This window comes from Kangiella koreensis DSM 16069 (genome assembly GCF_000024085.1).
GTDB classification, from domain to species: Bacteria; Pseudomonadota; Gammaproteobacteria; order Enterobacterales; family Kangiellaceae; genus Kangiella; species Kangiella koreensis.
On sequence record NC_013166.1, the window covers coordinates 2,311,833 to 2,334,490 of the forward strand.

At 44.9% G+C, this 22,658-nt stretch carries 19 protein-coding genes; 10 read left to right on the forward strand and 9 right to left on the reverse strand.

Annotated elements, in window-relative coordinates; translation table 11 throughout:
- Together bioF and bioB are read right to left on the reverse strand one after the other, a co-directional pair.
- Complete coding sequence (bioF, locus tag KKOR_RS10715) at nt 1-1,170, reverse strand: 8-amino-7-oxononanoate synthase (protein ID WP_015781147.1); 1,170 nt, start codon at nt 1,168-1,170, stop codon at nt 1-3.
- A gap of 15 nt (nt 1,171-1,185) precedes the next feature.
- Nucleotides 1,186-2,310 carry a biotin synthase BioB gene (gene bioB / locus KKOR_RS10720; RefSeq protein ID WP_015781148.1) on the reverse strand — a complete coding sequence of 375 codons (1,125 nt, stop codon included), beginning with the start codon at nt 2,308-2,310 and terminating at the stop codon, nt 1,186-1,188.
- A 107-nt stretch (nt 2,311-2,417) separates the two neighbouring features.
- Here bioB and KKOR_RS10725 point away from each other — a divergent pair, with 107 nt between their 5' ends.
- From KKOR_RS10725 to KKOR_RS10740, 4 genes are all read left to right on the forward strand, one after another.
- Nucleotides 2,418-3,125 carry a ComF family protein gene (locus KKOR_RS10725; protein ID WP_015781149.1) on the forward strand — a complete coding sequence of 236 codons (708 nt, stop codon included), beginning with the start codon at nt 2,418-2,420 and terminating at the stop codon, nt 3,123-3,125.
- 139 nt (nt 3,126-3,264) lie between these two features.
- A complete protein-coding gene (locus KKOR_RS10730; protein WP_015781150.1) occupies nt 3,265-3,819 on the forward strand; it encodes a cytochrome b/b6 domain-containing protein in 555 nt (184 codons plus the stop codon).
- A 97-nt stretch (nt 3,820-3,916) separates the two neighbouring features.
- Nucleotides 3,917-4,348 (forward strand): BLUF domain-containing protein, encoded by a 432-nt coding sequence (locus KKOR_RS10735; RefSeq protein ID WP_015781151.1) that lies wholly within the window; start codon nt 3,917-3,919, stop codon nt 4,346-4,348.
- Between the two features lie 138 nt (nt 4,349-4,486).
- Nucleotides 4,487-5,815, forward strand: coding sequence for an MATE family efflux transporter (locus KKOR_RS10740; RefSeq protein WP_015781152.1), 1,329 nt, complete (start codon nt 4,487-4,489; stop codon nt 5,813-5,815).
- A gap of 29 nt (nt 5,816-5,844) precedes the next feature.
- On the opposite strand, the gene KKOR_RS10745 is transcribed toward KKOR_RS10740, so the two are convergent.
- Nucleotides 5,845-6,318: a GNAT family N-acetyltransferase gene (locus tag KKOR_RS10745; protein ID WP_015781153.1), complete on the reverse strand. Its 474-nt coding sequence runs from the start codon at nt 6,316-6,318 to the stop codon at nt 5,845-5,847.
- 144 nt (nt 6,319-6,462) lie between these two features.
- Between KKOR_RS10745 and KKOR_RS10750 the strand changes: the two genes are divergently transcribed.
- Nucleotides 6,463-6,999, forward strand: coding sequence for a hypothetical protein (locus tag KKOR_RS10750; RefSeq protein ID WP_015781154.1), 537 nt, complete (start codon nt 6,463-6,465; stop codon nt 6,997-6,999).
- 141 nt (nt 7,000-7,140) lie between these two features.
- Here KKOR_RS10750 and KKOR_RS10755 read toward each other — a convergent pair whose 3' ends face one another.
- Both KKOR_RS10755 and KKOR_RS10760 read right to left on the reverse strand, forming a co-directional pair.
- Nucleotides 7,141-9,540, reverse strand: coding sequence for a zinc-dependent metalloprotease (locus KKOR_RS10755; RefSeq protein WP_015781155.1), 2,400 nt, complete (start codon nt 9,538-9,540; stop codon nt 7,141-7,143).
- Between the two features lie 39 nt (nt 9,541-9,579).
- A complete protein-coding gene (locus KKOR_RS10760) occupies nt 9,580-12,114 on the reverse strand; it encodes a M14 metallopeptidase family protein (RefSeq protein ID WP_015781156.1) in 2,535 nt (844 codons plus the stop codon).
- Between the two features lie 116 nt (nt 12,115-12,230).
- On the opposite strand from KKOR_RS10760, the gene nfuA reads away from it, so the two are divergent.
- Nucleotides 12,231-12,809, forward strand: coding sequence for a Fe-S biogenesis protein NfuA (nfuA, locus tag KKOR_RS10765; RefSeq protein ID WP_015781157.1), 579 nt, complete (start codon nt 12,231-12,233; stop codon nt 12,807-12,809).
- Between the two features lie 102 nt (nt 12,810-12,911).
- Here the strand turns inward: nfuA and KKOR_RS10770 are convergent, their stop codons facing one another.
- The 3 genes from KKOR_RS10770 to glnE are packed head-to-tail and all read right to left on the reverse strand — an operon-like array spanning nt 12,912 to nt 17,500.
- The gene (locus KKOR_RS10770; RefSeq protein ID WP_015781158.1) at nt 12,912-14,294 is read right to left on the reverse strand and encodes an aspartate kinase; all 1,383 of its coding nucleotides are present in this window, start codon (nt 14,292-14,294) and stop codon (nt 12,912-12,914) included.
- 47 nt (nt 14,295-14,341) lie between these two features.
- Nucleotides 14,342-14,575, reverse strand: a complete 234-nt coding sequence (locus tag KKOR_RS10775) for a zinc-finger domain-containing protein (RefSeq protein ID WP_015781159.1) — start codon at nt 14,573-14,575, stop codon at nt 14,342-14,344.
- A 45-nt stretch (nt 14,576-14,620) separates the two neighbouring features.
- Complete coding sequence (gene glnE / locus KKOR_RS10780; RefSeq protein ID WP_015781160.1) at nt 14,621-17,500, reverse strand: bifunctional [glutamate--ammonia ligase]-adenylyl-L-tyrosine phosphorylase/[glutamate--ammonia-ligase] adenylyltransferase; 2,880 nt, start codon at nt 17,498-17,500, stop codon at nt 14,621-14,623.
- Between the two features lie 177 nt (nt 17,501-17,677).
- Between glnE and KKOR_RS10785 the strand changes: the two genes are divergently transcribed.
- From KKOR_RS10785 to KKOR_RS10800, 4 genes are read left to right on the forward strand one after another with little or no spacing between them, the layout of a single operon-like run.
- The gene (locus KKOR_RS10785; RefSeq protein ID WP_015781161.1) at nt 17,678-18,265 is read left to right on the forward strand and encodes a LemA family protein; all 588 of its coding nucleotides are present in this window, start codon (nt 17,678-17,680) and stop codon (nt 18,263-18,265) included.
- A 37-nt stretch (nt 18,266-18,302) separates the two neighbouring features.
- A complete protein-coding gene (locus KKOR_RS10790) occupies nt 18,303-20,237 on the forward strand; it encodes a M48 family metallopeptidase (protein WP_015781162.1) in 1,935 nt (644 codons plus the stop codon).
- A gap of 46 nt (nt 20,238-20,283) precedes the next feature.
- Nucleotides 20,284-20,517, forward strand: coding sequence for a hypothetical protein (locus KKOR_RS10795; RefSeq protein WP_015781163.1), 234 nt, complete (start codon nt 20,284-20,286; stop codon nt 20,515-20,517).
- A 7-nt stretch (nt 20,518-20,524) separates the two neighbouring features.
- Nucleotides 20,525-20,944, forward strand: a complete 420-nt coding sequence (locus KKOR_RS10800; protein ID WP_015781164.1) for a hypothetical protein — start codon at nt 20,525-20,527, stop codon at nt 20,942-20,944.
- A 112-nt stretch (nt 20,945-21,056) separates the two neighbouring features.
- Here KKOR_RS10800 and KKOR_RS10805 read toward each other — a convergent pair whose 3' ends face one another.
- Nucleotides 21,057-22,553, reverse strand: a complete 1,497-nt coding sequence (locus tag KKOR_RS10805) for a CYTH and CHAD domain-containing protein (protein ID WP_015781165.1) — start codon at nt 22,551-22,553, stop codon at nt 21,057-21,059.
- Nucleotides 22,554-22,658: the final 105 nt, after the last annotated feature.

The window sequence follows — 22,658 nt, forward strand, 5'->3', positions numbered from 1 at the left end:
TTAAGTCTTTTCATTCATCTGTTTAATCTGAAGCGCCAATTGCTCAAGCAAATAATCAATATCGTCAGTAGTGTGCTCAGCGGTTAGCGTCACGCGCAAACGCGCACTGTTTTCCGGTACTGTTGGTGGCCTGATGGCAACCAATAAAATGCCCGCTTCTTTTAACGCTCGGCTGATGGCCAACGTTTTGTCATTGCGTCCTATCAGCACTGGCTGAATAGCGGTTTGTGAAGGCATTAATGGAATATGGTATTCGCTGGCCAGCCTGCGGAAATAGTCGATATTTTTAGCCAGCTTTTCTCGCCGCCATGCTTCTTCTTGAATCAAGTTTAAACCTGCCCGATTGGCTGCGGCAACAGCTGCTGGCATCGCCGTGGTGTATATATAACTGCGGCCAAACTGAATCAAGCTTTCAATCAACAGTTCGCTACCTGCGACAAAAGCACCAAAGCCACCAAGCGCTTTACCAAAGGTCGCCATATAAATGTCAGCGGTTCCTTGCGTTAAACCAAAGTGTTCAAGACTACCCTTGCCTTGCTCGCCCAGCACACCAAAACCGTGCGCATCATCGATCATCAAAGATGCTTTATGTTTTTTGCAACTGTCAGCCAGCTCAGAAAGCTGTGCAATGTCACCATCCATGCTGAATACGCCATCCGTCACCACCAAACGGCTTTCGGCAGGCTGTTTCATTTGCCGCTCGAATGAGTCCATATCAGCATGAGCATAGCGCAGCATTTTCGCTGCACTGGCCATACCGCCATCAATTAGCGAAGCATGGTTAAGCTTGTCTTGAATAATCAGATCATTTTTATCCGGCAGACAGGTTAAGACACCATAGTTCGCCATATAGCCTGTGGAAAATAATAAAGCCCGCTCAAGGCCTAAAAATTCAGCAAGCTCTTCTTCCAGCGCATGATGCTGTTCGCTGTGACCAATAATCAAATGCGATGCGCCACTGCCAACGCCATACTGCTTCGCAGCTTTTTGCATCGCTTCGATTAATTTGGGATGGTTAGCCAGCCCCAGATAGTCATTGCTACTGAAGTTGAGATACTCTTTGCCTTCAGCCCGAATACGTACGCTTTGCGCCCCCTCAAGGGTCAAACGCTGACGCAACAAATCATGAGCTTTGCGTTGCTCGAGTCTGGCTTGCAGTTTTTGCCACATGGCAACGATTTCCTGCTAATGCGGTTTGGTCGCGTCGTAAAATAAAGGCTTAGCCGGTTGTTGTTCTTCAACTTTAGGTGTTTCTTCAGCCAGTGTTTCTTTGTCCAGCTTTTGTTGATCAAGCTCTTGTTGATCCAGTTCACGACGTTCTGGCTCGATACCTAAACGTTTAAATAACAACATATCCGCTTCCGCTTCTGGGTTAGCAGTCGTTAATAATTTCTCGCCATAGAAGATCGAGTTAGCCCCTGCCAGATAGCATAAAGTCTGAGTCTCTTCGTTCATATCTTCACGACCGGCAGAAAGACGCACATAAGACTGTGGCATCATGATGCGTGCAGTAGCAATCATGCGCACAAACTCAATCGAATCGAGTTTTTCGACGTCACCCAGTGGTGTGCCTTCAACTGCAACCAGCATATTGATCGGCACACTCTGCGGATGCTCAGGCATATTGGCCAGCTGTTGCAACAAGCCGTAACGGTCATTGGTTTCTTCACCCATACCAATAATGCCGCCGCTACACACATTGATTCCGGCATCACGAACATTCTGCAAGGTATCCAGACGGTTCTTATAGGTACGAGTGGTAATAATCTGTTGATAGTATTCAGGAGAGGTATCAAGGTTATGGTTATAGTAATCCAAACCCGCCTCGCCCAATTTCTGCGCCTGCTCATCGGTCAACATGCCCAGGGTGACACAGGTTTCCAGCCCCAGATCTTTGACCTGACGAACCATTTCCAGCACCACATCTAAATCTTTTTCACGTGGTGAACGCCAGGCTGCACCCATGCAAAAGCGGGTGGCACCGTTCTTCTTCGCTTGTTGCGCTTTGCTGATCACCTCTTCGACCGCCATTAACTGCTCTTTAGACAAGCCGGTATTGTAGTGGCCAGACTGTGGACAATAGGCGCAATCTTCGGGACAGGCGCCCGTTTTAATGCTCAATAATGTGCTGGTTTGCACCTGGTTTGGATTAAAGTGCTGACGATGGATGTTCTGTGCGGCAAACAATAAGTCATTGAAAGGCTGATTATAAATAGCCTCGATTTCCGCCAAGTCCCAGTCATGACGAACTTGACCGCTATTCAATTTTTCCAAACTGGTTAATGTCTGACCGTTTTTGTGATTGCTCATTGTTTTAAAAACCCTTATAGTCTATGGCTTCGCGCGCAGCAATATTCAGGAAGAATAGCGTGAAGTTTACGGTTTCATCACTCACTGTCAACCAAATAAAGGGAATTATGGTTTACAATCTATTTTCTATCGTTCGCGAGAATACCCCGCAATTCACCGGCAACTGCTCCCTATGTGGCTTAAACGCTGAACATTTAGGCTTTTGTGCCCCCTGTTTATCAGCCGTACAACGCCAAGGCCAATACTGCCAGCAGTGCGGTAATAGTCTGGGGAAACAACCTTTCGGCGCTACTTGTGGTCAATGCCTGAAAAAGCCACCACGCTACCAGAAGCTAATCGCTGCAACTCACTATGAATTTCCGGTTAGTCACGCCATCAGCGAAATGAAGTTCGAGAAACAACTGCATCATATTCGCAGTTTCAGTAATTTGTTGATTGAAGAAATCAATGACCACTATCAAGACAAAGAGCTACCTCAGGCTATTGTGCCGATCCCATTACATTCCAACCGACTACGCGAACGGGGTTTTAATCAGTCACAACTGATCGCCAAACATCTGACACGCAAATTGCAACTACCCTTGCTCGATCATGTCCTGTTGCGCGTCAAAGACACTCCACACCAGATTGGTCTTAAAGCCATCGAGCGCCGCAAAAACCTCAAGCGCGCCTTTGCCGTCAAGCAATCTATGCCAAGACACATTGCTCTCGTCGATGACGTAGTCACCACCGGCTCCACCATTCAAGAAGCTTCGAAGCAGTGCTTAAAGCATGGCGTGGAGCGAATTGATGTTTGGTGCCTTGCTAAGACATAGCTTTAAAACAGACAAATGCCTGTTCAGGACATTTGTCTGTAAACCCTTCTTGTGCTCGATCAAGCCACCTACACTTGTCCATTGTTATAGTCATGAGCAACTCCTAGATTAGAGTTATATTATTCAATGGAGCAATCTCATGAACACAGAAACTTACTCTCGTAGCTCTCAATTACTGCACTGGGGACTGGCTCTATTTGGTATTATTGCCTGGTTAACGGGTGAGAATGCGGATGATGGCTTTAATTCTAATGGCTTCCTACTCCATCTTTATCTAGGGTTGGCGGTTCTGACATTTATCCTGCTCCGATTTGGCGCCGGGATCTTAAGCAATGGAAAGCTCAGCTTTAGAGGCTGGACAATTTTTACCCGAGAACAATGGCGTCTAGCGGCACAAGATATCGGCCAACTGGTTCGCTTTAAATTACCTCACCGGAAGATGCATCAAGGCATCGCTGGACTGGTTCAATTTTCAGGGTTGTTGCTGTTTTTATGGATGGCAGCCTCCGGGACACTAATCTTCCTATTACAAAATAGCTCTGAAAGCACCCTCTTTGAGGCCATTGAAGAAGGCCACGAAGTTGGCGAAGTGCTGATTCCATTGTTTCTTATTTTGCATGTTGGTGCCGTTATAGTACACACCCTCGCTGGGGATCATGTCTGGAAAAGCATGGTCAAAAAGGACCACCCTTAAATCTTCACAATCTCTTCATCTGTGTCCAACTAAGGTTTGGTGGCAACTCGTTATATATAAACAAAACACTCAATCTTGAGGCCATGAGGAGAACATTATGCTTGTGCAATTAACCTATGCCAGCCGAATCAGTAAGGCGCTGGGTTCCGAGGACATTAAAAATATCCTAAAACATTCTCAAACCAATAATCAGGCAGATGGTGTTACCGGTGCATTATGCCTTTCGAGCGGTATATTCCTGCAAATTCTGGAAGGTGACCGCAATACCGTTAACCGCATCTACCACAAGATCCTGCAGGATTCGCGCCATAAAGATCCTGCGATTCTGGATTATCGTGAAATCACCGCACGCCAATTCAGTGAATGGTCGATGGGACTAATTACTCGCACTGACGATAATAAGCAGCTATTTCTAAAATATTCGTCCGATGCCAACTTCGACCCCTACAGTATGGGTGCTAAAACTTTAAGGGGCTTTTTCGATGAAGTCGTTGATAACGTGCGCTGGTTACGTAAGAACCCAGACTAAAGATTTAAAGCCTGCAGGGATGCAGCTTTGAAATTCACATATCACTCCCCCGCCTCTATTCAAAACAAGCCCTAGCCCTTTAAGCAATACCTGATACAATGCGCATCATTAGATTAGACTGCGCTCGGACACTCAATTTTGCTCAATAAAGACCGTTCACAACAAGTTCTGCAGATTTCATTGCCGATTGTCGGCGGCATGATTTCACAGAATATTCTGAATCTGGTCGACGCAGCAATGGTAGGCACTCAAGGCAGTGCCGCGATTGCGGCAGTGGGTATCGCAGGCTTTATCAACTTTATGGCGGTGGCCTTTTTTATTGGCTTTGCAGCAGGTGTTCAAGCCATGGTTTCGCGCCGCATGGGCGAAGGCCGACAAAGTGAAGCCGCCTATCCCCTCAACGCAGCTTTATTAATCATTGGTCTGATGGCTCTGCCGACCAGCATTATTTTATTCTTTCTTGCCCCAGATATACTGAGCTCACTCAATAACGATCCCGAGCTATTAGAAGAAGGCATCCCTTATTTGCAGGCACGTTTTGCTGGAATTTTAGCAATAGGTTTGAATTTCAGTTACCGCAGCTATTGGAGCGCCATTAAGCAAACCGGTTATTACCTTCGTACTTTGCTTGTCATGCACTCGCTGAACATCCTGCTTAATTACACTCTGATTTTCGGCAACTTTGGCATGCCTGAACTGGGAACATTAGGCGCAGGCATCGGCACCAGCATCTCCTTAGCGCTAGGCTCCGTTTATTACCATATTTTAGCGACTAAACACACCAAGCAATTTGGCTACATGGAACGTTTAGCGGCCTGGGCAACCATTAAGTCAATTTTCAGAATTTCATTTCCGTCTTCTATCCATCAATTATTCTTCGCCGGTGGCTTCACTGCCCTGTTCTGGATTATTGGTATGGTCGGGACACATCAGCTTGCTGCCGCTAACGCAATCACTAACGTCATGCTGGTGGCTATTTTGCCCTGTATTGCGCTGGGCATTGGTGCGGCGACTCTGGTCGGCCAGGCGCTAGGAAGACAGGATCCAAAGGATGCTTATTTGTGGGGGTGGGATGTGGCCAAGATGGCTTTAATCTTCGCCATCAGTCTTGCAACACTATTCTTTATATTTACTGACCCGATTATGAGTATATTCCTGAAGGAACAGACTGCGCTTGAGATTGCGCACTGGCCCTTCAAGCTCTCAGCCGGAATCATCATTATTGATGCGATGGGATTAGTGTTTATGAATGCACTGAATGGCGCAGGTTACACCAAGCCACCAATGTACGTTTCTCTATTGTCACAGTGGTTGCTTTTCTTGCCGGTAGCCTGGTTACTCGGCCCCTATTTGGGGTTTGGTTTGTTAACCATCTGGTTTGCCTACGCTGCCTATCGGATTCTGCAAACTGGAGCTTTCATCTGGCTATGGCAACGCAGGAGCTGGGCCAATACTATTGTCGATTAAAAACTGGCTTAATGAACAGCCTTAAAACGCTATTTCAGCATTTTCGAGGCAATGTCCTGCTCATCAATCCGTAAGAAGTAATAATCGTATTTAAAATCTTTTTCAAATCCAAATTCACGATATATTTTATGCAGCCGATGATTCTCTTTACGGGTGGTTACTTCAATTCGAATGGCATTCGTTTCTTCGCATAAATCTTTTGCGGCACTGAGCAAAGCTTCTGCAGTTTGCTTGCGACCTGTCCCACCGAATACATAAAAATCATTTAATGTCCAAATGGGTGCAAGTCCAATACTGGAATAAGATGGATACAGTTGAGCAAAACCAGTCAGCTCATCACCCTCATAAGAAATGAAAATCACTGAAGTTTCTTGTTCCAACATTTGTCGCAAGAACTGCTCAATTTTTTGTGGTTCAGAGGGTTGTTTATAGCGTTGGCGGTAACTATCAAAAGCAGGTACCAGATTGTCTAAGTCTTTGATTTCACATGTCTTGATGTTCAAAGCAGTATCCTTATGCGATTTTTCTCAGGTATTCAGTAACAATTCAGTTTACAAGCGGTAAAGTTGTGACTAATGAACGTTATTGAGCCTTGAGCGCCCAATATCAATTCAGTTGGTATTATAGTGAATCCTAAGGAGTTATCCATGAATAAAATGATAACCACAGCACTGATCATGACATTGGGCCTGGGTCTGTCTCAAGTTGGTTTTGCCAAAGAGCACAAAGGTCCACAATCGAATAATGCACGCAGCAATGCTGTCGAAAAGCGTCATGACTCAAACCGATTTGAACAAAACCACAATCGTGACAACCGTTTAGAGCATCGTCGTGACGACCGTCGCGATGACCGCTGGCGCGATCACCGCCGTGATGATCGTAGAGACAATCATCGCCACAGTGACTCACGTGGACATGACCGACACTACGGCTCACATGACCGCTATCGTGATAATTACCACCCAAGACCAAAGCACCCACATTATCGTGTGTACCATGACCGTTATTACCCACAATACAGAAGCTACCCAACAACAGTGTATTACTTAGGTCAGGACTGGTACTACTATGGCGGTTATTACCACCCTTATCCACGCGGCCATATCCATACCCATTATTGCCACCATCGCTATTGGGAACCGATTGCTGTAGGCATCATCTTAGGTAGCGTACTCGGCTGGTAAAATGCTTTCCCCCTGATCCTGGGCACGTTTAACACACTACCCCTTAGTGTTAATGTCCCTCTCTCCTGAGCCCAGGATCAGTTTTTATCCACAAAAAAAGCGAGCATTGAGCTCGCTTTTTTTATGATTCCGATAAATACATTAAGACCCAATCGGTGAACCCGGTGGAATCGGTAAACTTTGTGCCTCTTCATTGGGTACAAAGTCACCATTTAAATATTGAACCACTAAATCTTTGAGCCATGCATAACGCACTGAGTTACGCTTTGACTGGGTTGTCAGCCAACCATCCAATTTACCTATCTCATGATGAAGATGTGCTCGCACTTCCGGTGATGCATTCTTGTCCGATGCTGCCGTGAGTAGCTGCATAACGGTCAGGTAATCCACTCGCTGCTGAATTAAGCCATTTAATCCCGCCTGCTCCGGACTGCGCAAAGTTGTGGTTAACAATTGAGTCACCACTTCTTCAACACCAGGCAACTCAGCCGCTTGCCCTTTTTGTTGCAATAAGCGCGCTAGCCTTTCAGGGTTCAACAATAACTGTAAGGTATGTTTAGCTGAAGCCTCAGCCATTGATACCGGATCAAGAGTTAAACCAGTATAACCATTAAAGCTTTCACGATTTTTGTAATAACCATATGCTTTAGGAGGAATCACTTGTAGCACTGAGTCAGGGAGCATCAACTGTTCAACCGCCAAAGTTGAGAGCAAAACACCAATCGCCTGTTTTTGTAGACCTTCTTCCACTGGACGAACTGGACGATAAGTATCGCCTTTAACGCTGTATTCATAATTAACACCTCCCACCAGCTTCACTGCAGCTTCCACTTGGTAGCGGTGGAATAAGTAAAGTGGTACTAAAGTTTCAGCTAACTCAGAATAAGGTGTGCCATCTGCCAAATTATTATGCCCGAACTTTCCTAAAGCAACTTCTCGTACCTCTAGTACTCGTGCCAATTCTGCGGCTGGGTTTTGCCCATTGTCCCAAAGATGAGCTGATGGATTAGCGCCACTGGCAGGTCTTGCATCAGGGTCTGAAATAAACATCAGCCCTTTCGCGCTGGAGTCTCTAACAATTTTACGCAGCGCTTCAACTTCCTGTTCAGGTTCGAGTTCATTGCCGAATTCAGTATAGCCATAACGTACCGCTTCAATGTCCCACTTACCAATTCCTTCGGCATAAGCACCTTTCAAACTAACCTTGTCTCCATTAAGTGTTACCAACGGATGAGGATAATCCATTACCGAGGCTCGATTGCTCGGGCTTGCAGCAAAGTTGTGCGCAATCCCTAAAGTATGACCCACTTCGTGAGCGGACAACTGACGAATACGGGCTAACGCCATATCCATAGCAGCTTGTTTGTCGCCCTCTTTGCCATAGACGCCAGTCAATGCATTGGCGATCAACAAGTCCTGTCTAACGCGTAGCGAACCCAGAGTCACATGACCTTTAATAATTTCGCCAGTGCGTGGATCAGACATCGCCATACCGTAAGACCAGCCACGAGTTGCACGGTGCACCCATTGAATCACGTTGTAACGCACATCCATCGGATCGGCATCTGCAGGCAGGTCACGAACTTCATAAGCACCTTCCAGCCCAATCGCAGCAAAGGCTTGCTCCCACCAACGAGCACCATCTAACAATGCTGTTCGAACAGGCTCTGGCGCACCAGGGTCAAGATAATAAACAATTGGCTTAATCTTACCGTCTTTATCACGCTCTAAACGATGACGATAAATTAGCTTCTTTTCAATCGGCTGCTCAATTGGCGAGGCATAATCGGCGTAGGTTAATTCAAAGAAACCACTTTTCGGATGAAACACACGAGGCTGATACTTATCGTCTGGCAATGCCACAAAAGACACGTGCTGGTGAACAGTAATAGCATCAGGAGTCGGCACCACCTGTTTGATAAAGTTGCCCGCACCCGAACCCTTAAAGGTTAAGACACTTTCAAACAGAGTATTTTTGGGGAAGTTTTTAACTTTTTCGGCCACTAATGCTGAGCGGCTGGAATCAACGCTAAAGCTGCCTTGATCGGTTGCCTTCAAACGCTCGCTGACACCATGTAAATCCTGTTGTAAGAATGCGGTTAAGTCGATCAGGTAACGGTTACCAGAACGAGCATCAATTTCAAAACCATGCAACACCGAGCTGGCAAATGCCTCATTAACCGAATTCTTTTCAGCTGGATTATCAGTATCAGCGCGATAGCGAGTATTCAGGTGTTTTAGAAAGACCTTATTACCATAGCGCTCAAACTGCACCAGGCGCGATTCTCCAAGCTGTCCACGATCCAGCCCAATATCGTTAGAACCAATACCAAACGGCAAACCCGTATACATGATAAATGGCTGTTCAAACTTACTGACTTCAAGCCAGACTTTACCTTCGCTTGTACTCAGGTAATACGGCATAAAGCCATTAACACGACGGCTTTTGTTTTCAATTTCAGACCAGCTTGCCGCATTAGCGGTTATCATCACCGCCAATAAACAAACTCCCCCAATCAGACCTTGAACAGCTTTTAACATGGGCTTATTCCCTACCTAAAAAAACGTTTAATTAAATTCTTATAGCGCCTTATTAAAATACAAGCTATTGATGTACGGGCGCATTGAGCCTAACCAGTATCCCCGGAAATTCGGATTATCACTAAACATTATGATACTGCCACGACCGAACCTCTGAGCCAAGATTGCTGGCGTATTTTTGATGCGCTCAACATTGGTTTGTGACGAATACCCCGCAATCAGCGGACTTTCGGTATAAGTTGCCACTGTCACAAAATCTTTGCTCGCTGGTTTGAACACCATGGTACCGGCTTTAGTGAAAGCCAACTGATCCAATTCCAGACCAAAAGCCAGCGGATGGCTCAGATCCAGATCAGCCTCATAGATGGCACCACCGATAATATGTTCAGCATGGGCATCATCACGTTCAGAGAATGGCCGGCTCTGATTTTCTGATGACTCAGGCTCAAGCAACTCAAAGTCCACCAAGCCCTGTTCTATCAACCATTGGTTGGCGCCACGCGAAGCCACAATAGTACCGCCCTTGCGCAACCAAATCTTAATATAGTCCAGCTCATCTTCTTCAAGAGCAGGATATCGACCACTGACCATCAGCAAATGGGTATAACCTGCTAAATCCATCTTGCCAAGATCTTCAGCGTATTGCATAGAAACCGGCAACTCAAGGCGTGTATCCAGCAAATGCCAGACCTCACCCGCCTCATAAGAATAAACACCATCTCCAATCAGCAGTAAAGGCTTAGGCATCTCCAGATCACTCACATTCGGGCTACCTAAATCAGCGCCCTGTCCGCTATAGCCCGAGTCTACACCGTAAACTGTTAGGCCCAAATCTGACAGATGAGCGTTCACTTGCTTAATTAGTGCATTGCGCTCACTTTGATCGGCAGGTAATGGCACCATAACAGTGCCCGCCATAAAATCTCGCGCTTCTCCATTTACTGGTAAGCGCGAACCTTTCTCTAATAACTTAACATCAACCTTATTGCTTAACAGTCGCGTCAACGCCGTTGCCGACTGAAAGCTTTGCCACTCAATCAGTAAAGCCACAGGATTGTCACTACCCATGTATTCACTGGAAGCATTGAGCTCAAACTCTTCCAGCGGTAAACGCTGCAACTCATCTTTATTTAAATGATGATAATCAAAGTTAAAGGCTAACGGGAATGTCCAGGCAGACACATCATAAAAAGTGTTATCAGTAAACTCAGTACGCGTTTCGAACATGGCTTTAATCAGACCATATTGCTGTTGCTTAAAGTTCACCACATAGGACGTTTTCGCAGGCCATTCTTTGTTGGCTAATTTACGAGGTCCTGCTAATTGCTGCACTTCAATTTGATGGCTACTGAGAATACGTAAAAACTCTTTGATACGACCCTGGTCATTAGAACTGAAGATCACGCCTTTTTCTGAGTCGCGACTAGCCTTTTCTGGCCACTGATTAAAAAAGTCTTTTTGATATTCAAGTAGCTCATTGCCTAGTTCAAGTCCAGCCTGCAAAGTTGAAAATGAGGTTGCGACCTGATTGCGAATCGAGAACGGAAAACTGACATCACCATTTACCGATTCCTGCACATGACCGCGCGAACTGGCCTGCTCGAAGAGAATACCAATACCACCGTTAATATCCGGGAAAGTTGAACCTTTGCCATAATAGAAATCATCAAAGCTTTCCTGGCTATAATAGCGCGAACCTATCGCATCTAATGCCTTGGCATGGAAGCGACCAATTTTTTCGGTCAGCTCGAAGTTTAATTCCGAAGTTAAAGGGTTTTGACGAGTTGGCACACCAGGCTGGAAGAAGTAAGTAGCGTTAGTACCCATCTCATGGAAATCACCGACAATATGAGGACGCCATTCATAAAAGTGCTTTACTCGCGCCTGGCTTTCAGGGTGTTGCAACAACAACCAGTCACGATTCAAATCAAACCAATAATGGTTGGTGCGCCCCATTGGCCAAGCTTCGTTATGCTCAATGGATTCAGAATCTGCCACCAACTGCTTACCTTTAAAGCGATTGGCCCAGCCCGAAAAACGGCCCATGCCATCTGGATTGAGCATCGGATCAATCATCACAATAGTGTTGGACAATAACTCCTGAATCCACTCTTCATTAGATGCAGCCAAACGATAGGCCACCAATAAAGCTGCATTAGTGCCGCTCGGCTCATTACCATGCACCGAATAACCTAGCCAGACAATCGCCGGACCCTGATAGTCAGTTAGATTCTTGCGTTGCTGTTTAATCTCATCCAGGCGGGCTAGATTCTCAGGCGAAGAAATGTAAGCAGTGATCAGGGGACGATTTTCATGACTACGCCCTATTTCATTAAGACTGACACGATCAGAGCTTTCCGCCAACGCTTTAAAGACAGAGACCGATTGATCGGGGCGAACATGCCATTCACCCACTGGATTGCCTAAAACCTGATTCGGCGTTATGACATCCTGTTTGAAATCAATCTCCTGATTAAAATAATACTCAAAAGAGGTGTTACTTTCCTGAGAGAGCCCAATAGTAGGAAAGCCAGCGAAAATGGTAAAAAAAGCAGCAAGCAGTAATTGTTTCATAAGACTGAGTTTTTCGTGGTTTTCTCCATTCTATAGGTTGTAAATTTAGCTGCAAGCCCAATCATAGGTTATAATAGAACCCATCAAAGCAACATGCTGAGGCATTGAACGTTATTATGATTACTATTTCAGAAGCTGCTCAAGAGCATTTTCGCCGTTTATTAGCCGGTCAGGAAGAGCCTGATACCGGCATTCGTGTATTTGTGGTTAACCCAGGCACCAGCCATGCTGAGTGCGGTGTGTCGTATTGTCCACCTGACGCCATTGAAGATACCGACACAGAATTAAAGTTTGACGGCTTTTCAGCCTTTATTGACGAAGATAGCGCTCCATATCTGGATGAAGCTGAAATCGACTACTCGAAAGAACAAACCGGTGGTCAGTTAACGCTGAAAGCACCCAACGCCAAGGCGCGTAAAGTTGATGATGATGCACCAGCTACAGACCGTATCCGTTATTACCTGGAATCCGAAATCAACCCAGAGCTTGCCAACCACGGCGGACAGGTATCACTGGTTGAATTCACCCAAAGCGGTATCGCCGTTCTACAATTCGGTGGTGGTTGCCAAGGTTGCGGCATGGTCGACGTCACCTTAAAAGAAGGTATCGAGAAAACCCTGATCGAACGTGTTCCAGAAGTCAAAGGCGTTAAAGACGTCACCGAACACGCAGAAGGTGAAAATCCGTATTACTAAATCAGTAATAGATCATCATTAAAAGAAAAGGCGCTTTAAGCGCCTTTTTTTGTATTTACCTGTTGTAGGGTACCCCAACAATATCTCTTCTTGTCATTTATATTACTTAATCAAATTATCATGCAGCAATTGCAAAACTTTTAACGCATCATCATCATTTACAAGAAAGGATAAATGATGATCGCCGGTGGCGTGACTTAACAGTAGCCATTGCTCTGGAAGGTCTGCATCGATTTGCAATAAGTGCCATAGTGCCTGACTGGCTTCGCAACCGATTAGCGTAAGCATGGCGCTGTGCGAAGTAAAAACACTGCGGCATACTTCGGCCAGTTTTTCAGAGAGTTTTTGTAGGATAGAATCTGAATAAATACTATTGTTAGTTTCTATCGCCATCACTAAAGAGTTTTTGGTAGAGGCCATTAACTCACTACTTAAACCAAATTCATTAATAATACCGAATACTTTTTGCAGAGTATCCGGCTGTTGCCCGCGACGCCCTAATAACAAGGTAATAATCGGAATTTGCTGTTTGAGCGCTATCGCTTTAACCCATTTCGAAGGCTGATAGTCGTTGGTGATAATTGTTCCCGCTTCATCGGGTTGATGGGTATTGCGAATTTCGATGGGGATATTGTAGGCCATGACTGCGCTTAAACATCTTGGGTGCAGTACTTTTGCGCCAGCTTCGGCCATATCAAAGGCTTCGTTATAACTTATAGCGCTCAACTTTTTAGCACTGGTGATTTTGTTTGGATCGGTACTAAACATTCCTGCCACGTCAGTCCAGATTTCGAGCTTGTCAGCTTGCAACAAAGCAGCAAAATAAGCAGCTGAAGTATCCGAGCCCTCACGTCCCAGCAATACAGTCTGGCCATCGTCGTTAGCAGCAATAAAACCCTGACTTAACACAACATCAGCTTCGCTTGCCCATTGATTTGCTAATTCATGACTTGGTCTAGGATGACAAACAGCATTTAAAAAACGGTCATTGATATTTTGATGCTGGCCGGACTCCGAGGTTAATACTTGACGGGCATCCAACCACTGAACCCCATGCTCCTCTCCCAACACTTTGCGCAGAAATTCTGCCCCCAATACAGAAGATAATAACTCACCATGCGATACTACCTGAGCTCTATCCATGGCGGTTAGCTGTTCTTTATGACGTATATCGGCGATAGCAATTTGAAGAGAATCAAACCAGGGATCCAACAAAGTAGCATCAACTTCCAACTCATGCGCCATCGCTTTGTGTTTATTCAACAGATGATGCAATGCATCCTCGCTATCATCGGTTACTGCTAACCGGGCAATCGCTTCCAACTCATTGGTAACGTTTCTAAATGCCGAGTGGATGACAGCAACTTTTTTTCCATCCTTAATATTACTTTTTACAATCGAGGCGATGTTATCCCAATCCGTTTGACTGGACACACTGGATCCACCAAATTTTAATACCACCCATGAATGTGTTTGATTTGTCATGATTTAACCAATAATTTGTATAATACGAGTGAATTGAAGGGATGATTCTATGACTTCGCTAATTGAAAACGGTTGCCACAATAAGGACAGCTGGCACGGCCTTCTTCATCAAATGCCATAAAGACTCGTGGATGCTGATTCCATAAAGTTTGCTCGGGCATTGGACAAGACACTGGCATATCACTAGCGCTGACCGTGAACACTGCCGCTTGTTCAGGCTCAGCAACATCGTTATTGACTGTTTGCTTCTCTGTCGCTTGCTTGGCCACCTGCTTGCTCATAACCGGCTCCTTTGCTTCATTATTTTCTTCGCTTAACTTCTATGTTCATTCTACATCGCTGTGTTGAAAAGTCGATTGCCAGACCTCAACAATTGCCTGCCTCTGTTCGGTCAGCTCATCTTTTGAAAGTAATGCTGGTTGGTTTTGCAGTGCTCTCGAATTCGAGATATCCCTGAGTAGCCGATAGTTTTCCATCATACAATCGCGAGTGCTTTTATCGAGTAGATCTTTCTCGGCTAACAGCTGCAACCAATCCACATTGTTGAACGGTAACTCTTCAACCGAGCATTGCTCCAGCAGTGACTTTGAATATTTTAAAGCCCAGTACTGCACTAAAAATTCTATATCAACCAGGCCACCGTTACCTTGCTTAATATCCCAAAGTCGGCTGTCCGTTTTATCAAGATTGTCGCGCATCTTTTTGCGCATAGTTATAACATCCTGACCGAGCTGTTCGCGTTTATCACAACTCAGTACTTTTTTCCGCAACTCCAAATAATGATCTTTCAGACTGGTATCGCCAGCAACAGGCCGCGCTCGTACTAATGCCTGATGCTCCCAGGTCCAGGCCTCATTCATCTGATACTTGTCAAAGGCATCAATATGACTGACCAGCATTCCCGAGCGGCCCGATGGACGCAAGCGTGTATCTACCTCATACATAATACCTTGCTGGGTACGGGTTCCCAGGTAATGCACCAACCGCTGCGCCAGTCGAGTATAAAATTGATGCAATTCCAACGGCTTACCCTTCTCTCCGAGTATCTGCGTCATGGCATCAGGTTCTCCCTGATATAAAAACACCAGATCAAGATCCGAACCATAACCCAGCTCATCCCCACCGAGTTTGCCGTAACCAAGCACTAAAAAGTCAGTCACTAATTCGCCTGCATCCTGCCTTGGCTTTCCGTGTTTGCTGGTTACCTCATTCCAGGCCAGCTGCAACAAATATTCCATGATGACTTCGGCAAGATCAGTCAGCTGTTGAGACACTTCTCTTATATCAAAACGACGCGTCAAATCCCCCGCTGCAATTTTAAATTGACTTGATTGCTTGAAACGACTCAAAGCCAACAACTGCTCTTCAGTTTGATTCATTTCAATACGCATCATGGCTTGCTGTAACTGGTTCGCCAAGTTCTCTTTAGTTAGCTGCTTGCCAAAATTACTGGGAAACAATAACTCATCCAGTAGCGATGGATAAATAGATAACTGTTGTGCCAACCAGCTTGAGCGTGAAACTAATTGAACCAGGAACTCCAAAACCGGAATGTTTTCAGCCAACATTTCAAAATAAGCCGTTCGGCGACCAATCCCCTGTAGAACTTCAAGACACCGCGATATGGTTTTGTTGGAATCTTTCTGACGGCCGGCCTGAATTACCAGGTGTGGTAGTAGTTGCTCAATTCGTGCAAAACCGCGCAAACCAATTTTTCGCTCTGAAAACTCCTGTCGGAAATTCTGTAACTCTTCCAAGGTTTGATCTGATAAAGAATACTGCTGTAAGACCTCACTCTGGCGCTCGCTATCCAGCTGACCTTGCACTAATTTTTTCAGAACCGGCACTTCATCATTGTGATCATGTTCTTCTTTGGGATCATGAAATAATCCCTTAAAGAAGCGTGCAACTAACTGCTGATGTTCTGCTAAGTCAGTTTCGACTGTTGCCCAATCCTCATAGCCCAGTAAAAGAGCAATTTTCTGTTGCTCAGCTTTGCTATCCGGTAAGTCTTGCGTTTGCTTATCTGCATGAATTTGCAAGCTGTTTTCCAGCTTTCGTAAAAACTCATAAGCACTTTTCAGACCACCAGCATCTTCTGCTTTAAGTAAACCTTGTTGCACTAATGCTTCGAGAGCCTGCCACCAATTTTTGGCTTGCAACTGAGGGTGACGGCCACCACTGATAAGCTGTAAACTCTGTACAATAAATTCCAGTTCGCGAATACCGCCATCACCTAATTTAATATTGTTTTGCGCATCTTTTCGTTGCAGTTCAATGGTGATTTTTTGCTTTAACTGACGGATGGATTCGAGCACACTAAAATCAATATAACGTCTAAAACTAAAAGGCCGGATAATATTCGCTAACTGCTCACGAAAATGAGGATGCGCCTGGAGAACGCGCGCCTTGATCATGGCAAAACGTTCCCATTCACGACCTTGTTCCAGATAATAATCCTGCAACGCATTAAAGTTAGCCACCAAGGCCCCACTTTGCCCATAAGGTCGTAACCGCATATCCACCCGATAAACAAAACCATCCGCCGTATTATCCGATAACAAGCTAATCAGTTTTTGCCCATGACGCATAAAAAACATCTGATTCTCAACCGACTTGCGCTGCCCTTCACCAATCCGCGTTTCGCCCTCTTCCGGATAGCCGAAAATCAGGTCCACATCCGATGAAAAGTTCAGCTCCTCGCCGCCCAGTTTCCCCATCGCCAATACCAGCAAATGTTGCTCTTCACCATCGCTGGATACTGGCATGCCGTATTGCTGAAAGGTTTGGTGATAACTCCAATCTTGCGCACAATTGATTAGCTGTTCAGCCAGAACCGATTGTAGATAACAGATTTGTCGAATCGGCAGCTGTTGCAGAATATCGGCCACTGCAATGTGCATCGACCAATAGTGACGTTGACGACGCAAGAACTGCTTTACCTCGTATTCTGGCCAGGCCAGATCCAACTTTTGTTGAATACTCAAAATATTGTCTGACAAGTGACTCAAATCGGCCGCCAAAGCCTCTACTAACCACTGCGGCTGTCGTTTTGCCCAGTGATAGAGGTAATCGCTGCCACATAAAACTCTTGCCACCTGCTCCATATCCCCTGCATAAGCCGTGCCCAGAGCCTCGAGCCACTGTGAGGTTCGCTGTTCTGCTTCAGCTTGTAAGGCTTCTGGAATAGGTGTTATCTGCATCATGAATGACTCGACTTTTGTTGTGGTAACTAGCTTTAAGCCCGATTATGCTATCGTATTTGGGGGGTTTTAAGCTATTGATGTTGTACGATTTATTACATTTTAATGCAAACTAATAATTTATCCGCCAGACAAACATTGATAGGATAGGCTGATAACAATGAATAAGGAGCATCTTAAATGGGTACCATCATCACTTTAGTCATCATCGTTGCGTTAATCCTGTTTGTGGTAGGGATCTACAACAAGCTGGTCAATCTGCGCAATCGCTTCAAAAACGCATACGCGCAAATTGATGTGCAGCTTAACCGCCGTTATGACTTAATCCCCAATCTGGTTGAAACTGCTAAAGGCTATATGAAGCATGAGCGCGAAACGCTAGAAGGCGTTATCAATGCGCGTAATACCGCTGTTTCAGCAAATCAGGCAGCTGCCGATCACCCAGAAGATCCAAATGCCATCAAGAACCTTAATCAGGCAGAAGGTCAACTTACTGGTGCATTAGGCCGTTTATTTGCCTTGTCGGAAAACTACCCAGACCTGAAGGCCAATCAAAACATGGCTCAATTGATGGAAGAGTTAAGTACCACCGAGAACAAAATTGCTTTTGCACGCCAGGCTTATAACGATGCCGTCATGCAATACAACACCTATCGCGAGCAAGTCCCTAATAACTTTATTGCCAATCCATTTGGTTTCCAGGAAGCCGAGTTGTTTGAAGTTGAAGATGAGCAGGTTAGAGAAGCTGTTAAAGTATCTTTTGACTAAACCTCAGTTTTTCATCAACCGATAAGCAATAACAAGAATGGACTTTTTTGAACATCAAGAAGTAGCCAGGAAGAAAACCCGGCTACTGGTTTTCTACTTTCTGATGGCTGTAATTTTAATCGTTGCAGCCCTCAATTTTATTGGCTTCATGCTAATCAAATCACAAACTTCCCCCGACAATCCTTTCTCAATCAGCGACTGGTTTCAGCATTCATGGTTTTATGCCGTGACTCTTGGCACCCTTTTGTTGATCTTGTTAGGTTCCTTGTTCCGCTGGTTACAACTCAGCGCGGGCGGAAAAGCAGTGGCCTCTATGGTCAAAGCGCGCGAGATCTTGCCGGATACCAATGACCTTTTGGAACGCAGACTGCTCAATGTGGTTGAAGAAATGTCGATCGCCTCTGGCACATCCGTACCCACCGTGTATGTGATGGATGAAGAAGAAACGATTAACGCCTTTGTGGCAGGACTCGAAGCCAGCGACACGGTACTGGTCGTTACCAAAGGCGCTTTGGAAAACCTGACTCGCCAGGAACTGCAAGGCGTGGTCGCTCATGAATACAGCCATATCTTTAATTCCGATATGCGCATCAATGTACGCTTAATCGCGATACTGGCGGGTATTTTGCTACTCGGTCAGGCGGGATATTTTGTCATGCGCTATATCCGTTATGGCAACATCCGTAGCAGCAAAGAAAGCGGCGGTGCTGTGGTAGCGGTATTCGTTATCGGTATATCGCTGTTCATTATTGGCTATATTGGCCTATTCTTTGGTCGCTTAATCAAAGCCGCCATATCACGACAGAGAGAATATCTCGCTGACGCGTCCGCCGTTCAGTATGCACGAGACAATGAAGGTCTGGCTGGCGCTTTTATCAAGATTAAACAGCAAGGGTCATTGCTGAAAAATTCTCATGCTGAAGAAACCAGCCACATGTGTATTTCAGAACCTATCAAGCTCAACTTAAATAGCCTTGCTTCGCACCCACCGATAGAAAAAAGACTCACCGCCATCATGCCAGGCTGGCGCAACCTTGCGCAGCAAATCGAAGAGCAACAACTGCGTAAAATGGCTGAGCAACAAGAGCAAGCAGACATTGAGCTAGAAGAAGAACAACCACAAGGCACAGATTTTGGCTTCGGTGCCATCATTGACACTATCGGGCAACCGACGACCTTGCATCAACATGCCGCTGGCGCTTTATTGTTAGGACTGCCTGAAATTATTCGCCAGGCCGCCCATAGCCAACATGCAAGTTATAAAGCAACACATCTGGTGTTAGCCCTGCTACTTAGCGACGACCATCAAGTATCTGAGTCAGTATTAAATCTAATAGCCGAGAAAACCAGTCAGCAGGAAGCGGATCAGGTTTTAGAATTGGCCCAGCATATCAATAACGATCAACGCCATTTACGGTTAACCATACTGGATATTTCAATTCCAAGCCTGCGTCGACTCGGTGCAAAAGAGCGCAAAGAATTTTTAAGCTTATTACGAGAAGCCATTCATCTGGATAGCCATATTTCAGAATTTGAGTATGTACTCTACGCCATACTGCAAAAGAACCTCAGCGATACCAAACAGCCACCCAGCAACAGCATCAAAAGCTTCAACGGAGTGGCTAACGACATTCAGGTTATCCTTTCCGCAACGGTACACAGCACTGGCCAAAGTGATGAAGAGAAAACAAAACTCTACTCGAAGCTGGTTCAGCCCTTTGTTAAAGAGCCACAAGAACTGCTTGAAAAGACCTTTGATGCCGAATCATTCCACCAGTCTCTAAAGCGCCTCAATCAATTAACACCGATGCTTAAAAAGCCTTTGATTCAAGCTCTCGAAGACGCCGTTACACATGATGGCAAAGTTAATCCTCGTGAAATTGAATTACTGCGCGCCATCGCTGAATGTTTGAACTGCCCCATTCCACCGGTTTTGGAACAGGCGCAGGAGAAATTGGTAAAAGATAGTTAGTTATAAAAATAGCGCTATCTTCATTATTGGAAAATAAAGGCACACTATGAATGGGTTGATAGGAATTAGTATTGTTATCATTGGATTACCTTACTTTATCTTAGGATTTATTGCTTATTCTAATAGAAAATCTACCAGTTCTAAATTTGAAGCAGCGGGACCATGGTGGGCTTTATATCCAAAGAATTATAATGAGTTTGGAAAATCACTTTCTCTATGGGGAAGGCTATTATTGGTTTTAGCTTTGCTTATTAATATTTATTTGTTTATTGATAGGTGAAATCACAATGAATAACCTGAGAATATCCATAGCTTTTCTTTTTTCCATTTTCATACTAAGTTGTGAGCAAAAAAGTGCTGATGATATTTTGAAAGAAAAAATAATTGGGACATGGAGCGCTAGTTACCCAGCAAGGCATAGTAATGATATAAGTGCGTACGGAGAAGGTACTTATTATGCTGATGGTACTTTTAGGGGCTGGAATAAAATATCTTTCCCTGATGGCACCATAAAGGAAAAGTTCTATTCTGAGTCATGGGAAATAAAAGATCGTAAGCTAATTTTAAGACCTGAGAAGATACATGACTCACCAGAGATGAATAGTGTCATTGTTGACTACATTGAGTCTATAGATCATCAGACTATGATTCTGATCAATAAAAAAGGTGAAAAACTGATAAGGAAAAAAGTTGCTAGCAATAACTAAGAATTCCTTCGATTTGTTTTAACCCCCAAAGCAAATCCTAATAATTGATTTAATTGTCACTGGATACCGCGGTACCCTAAGTAGGCAGTCCTTTAAATCGCGGTATAACAAGCTAATTCCAATACGGATTTTCTTCCAGCGCTCTGGTGCGCATGGTGACCAGTGCATCAAGAATATCTTTCTCGGTGCGTTCGAGGCGTTCATCAACACGGTCTTCTGTTTTCAGTGCCCTTCGGATAAATTCGAGCTGCTTGAAGAGCTCAATGCTGGCCACGAGGTCAACCCATCTTTGACGATAGGCTTTGCGTTTTTTGTTTTCAAACAGACTGCCAAAGAATAAGCCAATATCGAGGGTTCGATACATTCTAGGTAGGTAAGCCAGGTAGTCGTTTTCGGTGAGTTCTTCTTTGCCTGTTAAATGACGCTTGATATCAAATAACTGATGCTGAAGCTGGCGAATGGCAAATGGGTAAATTTCTTTTTTCAGTCGTTGGCCACCACCTTCTTTAAAGGCCAGTCGCCATTCTTTGAGATACAACCAGCGTGAGAAATGAAGTAGTTTCAGGTTGTATGAAGACGATTTAAGGTATTCGACAAATTGAGAGCTTTCTCGCTTAAAGGCTTTACGCAAACCTTGTTCGAAACCTTCTAACTCAGAATAGTTAAATCCATACAGTTTACCGTTATTGAGCCAGTTAATTTCTTGCGCGACTTTTAACAGCTTGGCAAAGTTTTTAGTAATTTCCCTCCAGTCACTTCGTAAACTGCTTAAGGCATGGCGCGGTATCATGGGCGCGAACACTGAGTACATGTGTTGCATGAACATCAAAGCACGATTGAGTTGCATCACATTATCAATGGTCACTTCGCGTTTCATTTGCTTGATGTAGTGTTGCCAATGTCCAAGTCCTTTATGGGCAATAGTTTCAAAAGCGGCTTCAGCAGTCGACTTGGCGGTTAGTTCTACGACTCTAAGTTGCCTTAAATAAGGCGATGGTTTTAGCGACAAGCTATAACCGCGCTCGGCTTTGCTTTCACTATCCAGCACTAGTCCAAACTTTTCTATTAATTCCTGGCATAACGTAAATAAAGCGGCTGGCTCACCTTCTTTCAATTCAAGCTCAACTTCACAAATATCTTGTTTGATATCTTTATAACGGATTGAGCCAATATCCAGCGCGATTTCTATCTGACTTTCACCTTCGGTGACAAAAATCTGACGTCTTAAAAAATCGGTATTGAAGGCTGGTTTAACGGGGCCATCTTCTTCTTCGGCTTCTTCAAGCAAGATCATAAGATAGGGCTCGACCACCGCCTGCAAGTCTAATTCTTTAGAAGGGAGCTCAATTTCAGATTCGTTGCGTTGAAACAGGCCGCCGACTACTCGACCAGCAGACTTTACCGATTGGATGTATTTATCGCCGTCTTGGCGAATTCTGAGCCCGATTTCCATCTCTCTGAGTTTGTGATTCTCTGTGTCGTAATAAGTATTGGCAAGCTGCTTGTCCTGCCAACCACCAGCCTCTGAGAACCGACTACTAACCCATTGTTTTATATCACTAATCTTGTCGGGCGTCGCTATTAGTTTTATTTCTATTTCGATCGACATGCCTTAATTTCTACTCAGTTTGGTTTGAGTCATTCAACGCAGTTTACAGCGCGAACCGGAAATTGCCAATCGTTAAGTCTGGTATGCAAGTGCTGGCATGCTTAT

What these genes read in the sequence shown, in the direction of transcription:
- KKOR_RS10795 (WP_015781163.1), top strand. Translation starts at nt 20,284, where the DNA reads ATGAATGGGTTGATAGGAATTAGTATTGTTATCATTGGATTACCTTAC.
- KKOR_RS10730 (WP_015781150.1), top strand. Translation starts at nt 3,265, where the DNA reads ATGAACACAGAAACTTACTCTCGTAGCTCTCAATTACTGCACTGGGGA.
- KKOR_RS10760 (WP_015781156.1), bottom strand. Translation starts at nt 12,114, where the DNA reads ATGAAACAATTACTGCTTGCTGCTTTTTTTACCATTTTCGCTGGCTTT.
- KKOR_RS10735 (WP_015781151.1), top strand. Translation starts at nt 3,917, where the DNA reads ATGCTTGTGCAATTAACCTATGCCAGCCGAATCAGTAAGGCGCTGGGT.
- KKOR_RS10770 (WP_015781158.1), bottom strand. Translation starts at nt 14,294, where the DNA reads ATGACAAATCAAACACATTCATGGGTGGTATTAAAATTTGGTGGATCC.
- KKOR_RS10785 (WP_015781161.1), top strand. Translation starts at nt 17,678, where the DNA reads ATGGGTACCATCATCACTTTAGTCATCATCGTTGCGTTAATCCTGTTT.
- bioF (WP_015781147.1), bottom strand. Translation starts at nt 1,170, where the DNA reads ATGTGGCAAAAACTGCAAGCCAGACTCGAGCAACGCAAAGCTCATGAT.
- KKOR_RS10800 (WP_015781164.1), top strand. Translation starts at nt 20,525, where the DNA reads ATGAATAACCTGAGAATATCCATAGCTTTTCTTTTTTCCATTTTCATA.
- bioB (WP_015781148.1), bottom strand. Translation starts at nt 2,310, where the DNA reads ATGAGCAATCACAAAAACGGTCAGACATTAACCAGTTTGGAAAAATTG.
- KKOR_RS10755 (WP_015781155.1), bottom strand. Translation starts at nt 9,540, where the DNA reads ATGTTAAAAGCTGTTCAAGGTCTGATTGGGGGAGTTTGTTTATTGGCG.
- KKOR_RS10805 (WP_015781165.1), bottom strand. Translation starts at nt 22,553, where the DNA reads ATGTCGATCGAAATAGAAATAAAACTAATAGCGACGCCCGACAAGATT.
- nfuA (WP_015781157.1), top strand. Translation starts at nt 12,231, where the DNA reads ATGATTACTATTTCAGAAGCTGCTCAAGAGCATTTTCGCCGTTTATTA.
- glnE (WP_015781160.1), bottom strand. Translation starts at nt 17,500, where the DNA reads ATGATGCAGATAACACCTATTCCAGAAGCCTTACAAGCTGAAGCAGAA.
- KKOR_RS10725 (WP_015781149.1), top strand. Translation starts at nt 2,418, where the DNA reads ATGGTTTACAATCTATTTTCTATCGTTCGCGAGAATACCCCGCAATTC.
- KKOR_RS10750 (WP_015781154.1), top strand. Translation starts at nt 6,463, where the DNA reads ATGAATAAAATGATAACCACAGCACTGATCATGACATTGGGCCTGGGT.
- KKOR_RS10790 (WP_015781162.1), top strand. Translation starts at nt 18,303, where the DNA reads ATGGACTTTTTTGAACATCAAGAAGTAGCCAGGAAGAAAACCCGGCTA.
- KKOR_RS10775 (WP_015781159.1), bottom strand. Translation starts at nt 14,575, where the DNA reads ATGAGCAAGCAGGTGGCCAAGCAAGCGACAGAGAAGCAAACAGTCAAT.